Below are 6,831 nucleotides of genomic sequence, written 5' to 3'. Positions count from 1 at the left end.
TCGCACGTTCCGTTCTTTGGGGAGGGAATAACCGTAAGGTTTGTCCCTTACCCGACAGCCGAGAGGTGAAGGACCGAATCAGTAGGAGTCTTGAGTATGACCGAGAAAGGAGGAATGACCGTCTATGGCAGAAAACATTGAAAACAATGGCTGTTCGCAAAGAGATAATGCGGAACATGAAGGGTATGTGAAAGCGTCTAGGTCATTCAATCGGATATGGAAAGAAAGAGACAGTGCACAGCCGAGACTTTTGGAAGCGATACTGTATAAAGACAACTTTAACAGAGCGTACAAGAGAGTTAAGGCAAACAAGGGAGCGCCAGGAATTGATGGCATGACCGTTGAAGAGGCTCTTCCATATCTAAGGGAACATCAACAAGAGATAACCGACCGCATTTATCGTGGAAAGTACACTCCGTCTCCAGTAAGACGAGTTGAGATTCCCAAAGCAGATGGTGGTGTGCGAAAGTTTGGCATACCAACAGTGGTAGACCGTACAAGAAAGACTGATAAACAGCGGCTCTGCCCATTTGTAACTATTCACAAATCTTATATCAGTTTTTAACGTTTATACAAAACTTGAAACGGTCTCTGGCTTTTACGATTTAGCCACAGCCTATCAGTCTGTGCACGTCAACTATTGAAAGCGCCGTATACCGAACGGTACGTACGGTGCTGTGAGAGGACGGCGGTTAGTCACCGCCTCCTACTCGATTTCGTCCTAGAAATCCCCCGATTCACCCCAAGAAACTTATCCCTATACTCAATCGCCTTCTCCGGCTTCTTCCACCGTGCATACAGATTATTCAGATACCGATAGGTCGTCCTCATATAGTCATTATCTGTTCCTACAGCATTTCCAATAATGCTCTCAGCCCCAAGCAGATTTATCTCTGCCGCTTCCGGCTTTCTTTCCATCATATCAATAATCCCCTGACTCAGCTTACAGATACCATAATCCAGAGAGGTATCCGACAGATGTTCCAATACCAAGGTTTCATATTGCTCCAGTACAATTTTTGCATTGTCCACATCCTTTGCCAGCAACAGCATATTGATAAGGTTCATCATTTGTTGCAAGGAATCATGGGATTCGGTTAGTCCCAAGTGGGCATATTCTATACGGATATTAAAAGCCGTACGCAGTGCTTTGGCTGCCTCATTCCCTTGTTTCATCAGTAGATAAGTGTTGGAAAGGTTGTTGTACAGATTGGACAGCAGGTTGGTAGTCCGCATATCTGCATCCTTAGTATGAAGCTTTTCCATAATGTTGATTGCCTTTTCACGCTTCTTTACTGCATTTCCATAATCCTTTTTCAACAGAAAACATTCTGCCTTATAATCCAGTAGCAGTGCCTTATCACAAGGAGACTCCAGCTTGTATTCTTCCATAACATAGCTGATTCTTTCAGTAAGTTTGGGCAGGTAATCTGATACAAGATACTTGTCCAAATATGGGAACACATCCTGCAAGAATAGCAGAAAATATGCTCCATCATCCACAATAATACGCTCCGTCACACTGATGAGAGAGGCTATGACATTTTCCGGTCTGCGTAGCTCCAAACCATGTGCCAGGCAGATAAGGTGGAGGTTGTCCAACAGAGTACTACAGGCAGTAACCGTTGGCATGGTCTCAATAGCAATCACTTCTTGCAACAGCGGATGCAGGCTGATTTTCTTGTTATCCGTATCCTCGTTGATAAATCCGTACTTAATAAGGTGGTTCACATCTGTGAGGTTATCAAGCTTCATCCAGTTCTTAAAGCTATTCTTTATTACACCGGAAACCGGTAGCAGGGACAGATTGCGGAGAATGTCCAATTGCTGATTGGATAATTTACCAAGCTGTAGGAGCTTGCTTAAATGCTCTATCATCAGTCCGTCTGTAAAATCATCATCCTTATACAGTTCTACATCTTCCCCGGAGGTAATATTCAAGCCACAGGTTTTCAACTCTGCCAGCAGTTCTTCCGGCTCCATGCCACTGGCTGTCAGAGACAAAGCAGACAGGCAAACCGTAAGAGTGTGGCAACCTACCGTCTGAATAATCTCCTTTACCACATCTTGAGAACTCTTTGCAGAAGGGCAATGCTTATAAAACAATTCTATAAGCTCAGTATCTGCGTCCATTTCAGAAATCTTTATCGTCTCATATTGTGAAATATTGCAACGACTGGTAACCAGTATTTTGCAATTCAATTTTATAAATTCCTTGAAGAAAGCATCCTCTTTCGGCAGAACATTGAAGTTATCAATGATAATCAAACTGTCAGAGTGGAGCTTTTTTAATATTCTCATATGCTTGTCAAAAAGCATTTCTTCACTCATATCAGCGGTATCATCGCTAAATTCCATGTGAGCAACACATTTCTTCAAATCACCACCATAAAACAGATGAATGATATTTGTGTATTTCTTTTCGTTCTTCTTGGCATAGGTCTTTACCAATTCACTTTTACCCATACCTGCAGTTCCGGTGATAAATACAGGATTATGGTCCTGTAATGCCTTAGCAACAGCCTTCAGTTCCTCTTTTCGTCCAATAAAATAGCAGTTGGCAGAAGGAAGTCTGTTACTCAGCAGAATATCTGATAGGTCAGGGGATAGCAGAGTATGCTTGCTGTCATGGTCGTTTAAAATGGCATAGCGTATAAGGGCAGTGATAAGTTCTGCGTCATCGGTTATCCTTGCAAATTCATCGGCTTTTTTGGTGCCGATTACATCCACACTGTCTGCAACTAATTCCAAAAGCAATTCCCTTGTGGCAGGCACATTGATAAGGTTGGGAATGACATCATCCTGAATGTTATTTTGAATACCGTCAAATCCGGCATTGTCATAAAAGGACAATATTTCTTTTGGGATGGGACGATCACCGGTACACCATCTGCTGTAGGTAACATTTTTCTCAAAATCATCTTTTTCAAATAAATCCATATTGCTCAAGCAGTCAAAGAAGATATCCTCAATCATTCGGTACTGGGCGTAGGTTTTCTTTTTATTTTCCAATAACACTCCAATCACGTTGGAGAAGGTAATGCGGTTCTGCAATTTTTCACTTCCAATCTATTTTGTCAACTTTTGGTCAAGTCTTCGTCAATGATAATCCCGGTCAGAATTTCGTATCATTAACCCATGAAAACGTAGCCGCCACGAGCCAGCAGGCAAATGAATGAGCTACATGAATATATTACAAGCATAGCTTGTAATCCGGCTAGTGATTTCACCCTTGCAAGCAAGTGAAATCACTAGCGCCATTATAACACGCTACAAACAAATGTTCTATACGAACTTTATTGAATTTGAACCTTGAAAAACAATCCGGAAACGGATTCATGAGCTGTATTCTATGTCAACAGACCTTGCGAAGAGACTTGAGCAATCAAGCGGAGCGAGGGAAGACACTTCCGTCAAGGGTGGGAAAGGAACTCGAGCAGGAGTAGCCTACAGGCGATAAGCTAAAGGTCAGCTGTAACGCTGACGGCATAGGATATGAATGGAAGCCAAAACGGTCTAACAACTTTTGTCAGAGATTTTCTTGAATAAGCCAATTTCTTATGGAAAGTAGGTGATAACGCAGAAATAAGAGTGAGGAGGTGTAGCAGATGACGAAGGAGATGGAATTTGCAAAGTGTATGGCTTTGCTTCGTAAGGCGGTTCGTATGGAACTAATTACTGAAGCAGAGTATACCATAGCAAGAAACAAGCTGATGGACAGATTTCTCATTATTCGTGAGGATGATCCAAAGGCGGCGTAATTTTATGGATGTGTAGAAATTATTTTACCGCACATTCGTTAACATTTGATTTTTCATTTATGATGTCAGCATACAAGGCAACTTACTTGTTGTTGGCATCATTTTCATTATAACAGAATTAAAACAGGAGGATTTTATTATGCAGGAAGTACAAGTTTTAGAAGCAACAAGAACTGCTCCTAACAGCAGGGGCAGGGTAAGAAGCAACCCGATAACAGTGGAAAGGATTCGTGTGGCAGCCTATGTTAGAGTATCTACGGATGACGATGACCAGTTGGGCAGCTTTGAATCCCAGAAACTTTATTATGAAGAGAAAATTGGTGAGAATCCCGAATGGGTTAATGCCGGGATTTTTGCTGATGAGGCGATTACCGGAACCAAGACCGACAAGCGAACCGGATTTCAGGAAATGATTAACCGATGCTTAAATGGTGAGATTGATTTGATTCTGACCAAGTCCATATCCCGATTTGCCAGAAATACGCTGGATACCTTGCAGTATTCCAGAATGCTTAAGGATAAGAATATTGGTATTATTTTTGAAAAAGAAAACATCAGCACCTTGGATATGCAGGGAGAGATGCTTTTGACAATTATGAGTTCCCTGGCACAGCAGGAGGTTGAGTCTTTATCCAAGAATGTTACCATGGGACTTAAGATGAAAATGAAGCGTGGTGAACTGATTGGTTTTAACGGCTGTCTTGGTTATGATTATCACCCGGAAGACAAGAGCCTGACGGTAAATGAGTATGAGGCGGAAACGGTGCGAATGATTTATGATTTGTATCTTCAGGGGTATGGAACAACTACCATAGCTCATCGGTTGACGGAGCTTGGCAGGAGAAATAAAAAGGGCGAAGTAATCTGGCACACTCATGGCGTGATGGGAATTATTAAGAATGAAAAGTACAAGGGTGATGTTCTTCTAGGAAAAACCTTTACTACCGACCCTATCAGTAAGCGTAGACTTGCTAATATGGGTGAGCAGGATCAGTTTTATATCAGAGACCATCATGAGTCTATCGTTTCCAGAGAGGTGTGGGATGAGGCAGAGCGCATCCGCATGAAGCGTTCTAAGAATAAAATTATGGAGACCAGTGGAAACAGGGAGCGTTATACCCGTCAATATGCTTTCAGCAGTATGTGTGAGTGCAGCTATTGTGGACATAAGCTTACCCGAAGGACAAGGCACAGCAGTTCCATTTATGAAAAGCCTGTGTGGCAGTGTATGAATGCCACCAAGAATGGAATTAAGAATTGTCCACATTGCAAAGCCATTGATGAGGCGATTTTGGAAGGAGCTTTTTTGGAAGCCTTTGGATTGCTGGCAGGGAATTTTGATGATGTGCTGGATATAGTTATGTCGAATGTGGAGGAGGCTTTGAACAATGCAGAGGATGTTCGTAAGAAGCAACAGCTTGATAAGGACATTTCTTCCTTGGAATCAAAAAAATCCCGAATGACAGATATGCTCATTGATGGTACAATAAGTAAGGAAGTTTATGATGAAAAGGTACTTGAATTTACCCGTAAACTTCATACTCTTTCTGAGAGAAGATATCTTTTGGAGGAGTCAATTAACAAACAGAAAGATGTTGGCAAGCGAATGTCAGCACTTCGTGAGACACTAATCAGTGAGCAGGTGCTGGATGAATTTGACAGAGTGGTGTTTGAGAGTATTATTGAGAAGGTTCTGGTTGGAGGCTTTGATGAGGAAGGTAATCCCGACCCATACAAGCTGACCTTTGTGCTAAAGGGAAACCAGTCGGGAACCGTTCCCAATGCCAAGGAACATTACAAAGCAATTCAGAAGGAATTGAAGAAAGGAAATAAGGTGTCTTAAGATGGAGAGAAAGCTGACAAAAGTTGTTGATGGAACCGAAATAACAGTGGGTGGAAAAATGTGTTCATGCGGCACAGACATGGCTAATGATTTGTGTTCATGGGAGTGTCCCGACACATGTGGAGACGGTTGTTCTTTTGTCCCAACAAAAACCAGATGACACGATAGAGATCGACTTAGACTTAGATGAGCTGGATGCAACCAGTGCAGAGACGAAAGCGACCTATCAGGAAATCAAAGATTATGTGCTGAAAGAATTTGGCTTGAAGGTTTCAAATTTATATATTTCTCAAATCAAAAGGAAATGTGGAATCGAAGTAGGAGAGAACTATAATCTGCCAAAGACAGAAAATCCAAAAGTGCCACAGTGTCCGAAAGAGAAAGAAGATGCTATCAAGGCTGCCCTGAAATATTTTGCGATGATCTAAGGATATCGCTGATTTCAAGGAGGAATAACACATGAAAAGCACATTTGAAAAAATGGGTGGAACCTACACACTGGAAGCAGACGGAATTTACTATCCGAATCTTGTCAGTACAGATGAAGAACCGCATTATGGAAAATATGGAATGCTGCGGAAAACGTATCTGAAAGAGCATCGTCCGGCAATGTATTCTCTGTATATGTTGGAAGACAGATTGACAAAACATCTGAATGCTGTGGATGATGAAGCACAGGAGAGGATGGGTATTCTGGTGCGTCAGATGATGGAGAAGCAAGGCGTTACGGAAGAATTGAAAGCTCGTGATCAGATGGTGTGGGTTGGAGTTGTAAATAACATCCGGAATGCAGCAGAAGAGATTGTGTTAAAAGAATTGATTTATAGGTAGTAGAATAAGAGCTGAACAAGTAGGACGAAAAATCCTGTTTGTTCGGCTTTTATGTTTATAAGGGGTCAAAGAAGAAGCAAATTACAATTCTATAGCAAGTGATCTTTTCTAAGTTTCGGAAGGCTGGTTTTTTCCGTCATAGTTATAAGTTGCCGATTTAATTATTCCATAGTATGGCTTAAAAAATATTCGAATATAACTTTATAGAAATAATCATGACGGGGAGATTATTTGATGAATTATGTGCTAATATTCTGCAATTCTACTGCTAGTCGATTGATTTATGCACGCTCTCATTATAATATGTGTGCAGGAGGTGGATATATGTATCAGATTAGTAATGAAAAATTCGGTTTATTTGTAACCGAATTAAGAAAGGAAAAGAATTTAACTCAA

At 41.4% G+C, this 6,831-nt stretch carries 4 protein-coding genes and 2 pseudogenes; 5 read left to right on the top strand and 1 reads right to left on the bottom strand.

Annotated elements, in window-relative coordinates; genetic code table 11:
• Positions 1–124: 124 nt before the first annotated feature.
• Positions 125–529: pseudogene (locus DWX32_RS16620) on the top strand (group II intron reverse transcriptase/maturase); the annotation flags it as partial.
• 167 nt (positions 530–696) lie between these two features.
• On the opposite strand, the gene DWX32_RS16615 reads toward DWX32_RS16620, so the two are convergent.
• Positions 697–3,054, bottom strand: a complete 2,358-nt coding sequence (locus DWX32_RS16615) for an ATP-binding protein (protein WP_118660641.1) — start codon at positions 3,052–3,054, stop codon at positions 697–699.
• Between the two features lie 554 nt (positions 3,055–3,608).
• Between DWX32_RS16615 and DWX32_RS19720 the strand changes: the two genes are divergently transcribed.
• From DWX32_RS19720 to DWX32_RS16600, 4 genes and pseudogenes are all read left to right on the top strand, one after another.
• Positions 3,609–3,761, top strand: coding sequence for a hypothetical protein (locus DWX32_RS19720; RefSeq protein ID WP_158579607.1), 153 nt, complete (start codon positions 3,609–3,611; stop codon positions 3,759–3,761).
• A 139-nt stretch (positions 3,762–3,900) separates the two neighbouring features.
• Entirely contained in the window at positions 3,901–5,604 is a 1,704-nt protein-coding gene (locus DWX32_RS16610; RefSeq protein ID WP_118660639.1) for a recombinase family protein, read from the top strand.
• Positions 5,605–5,720: 116 nt separating this feature from the next.
• Positions 5,721–6,032: pseudogene (locus DWX32_RS16605) on the top strand (23S rRNA (uracil-5-)-methyltransferase RumA); the annotation flags it as partial.
• Positions 6,033–6,063: 31 nt separating this feature from the next.
• Entirely contained in the window at positions 6,064–6,435 is a 372-nt protein-coding gene (locus DWX32_RS16600; protein ID WP_118660637.1) for a TnpV protein, read from the top strand.
• Positions 6,436–6,831: the final 396 nt, after the last annotated feature.

The organism is Blautia sp. AF19-13LB (genome assembly GCF_003479105.1).
Taxonomy (GTDB): Bacteria; Bacillota; Clostridia; order Lachnospirales; family Lachnospiraceae; genus Fusicatenibacter; species Fusicatenibacter saccharivorans.
This window is presented reverse-complemented; position numbering and strand designations above follow the sequence as displayed.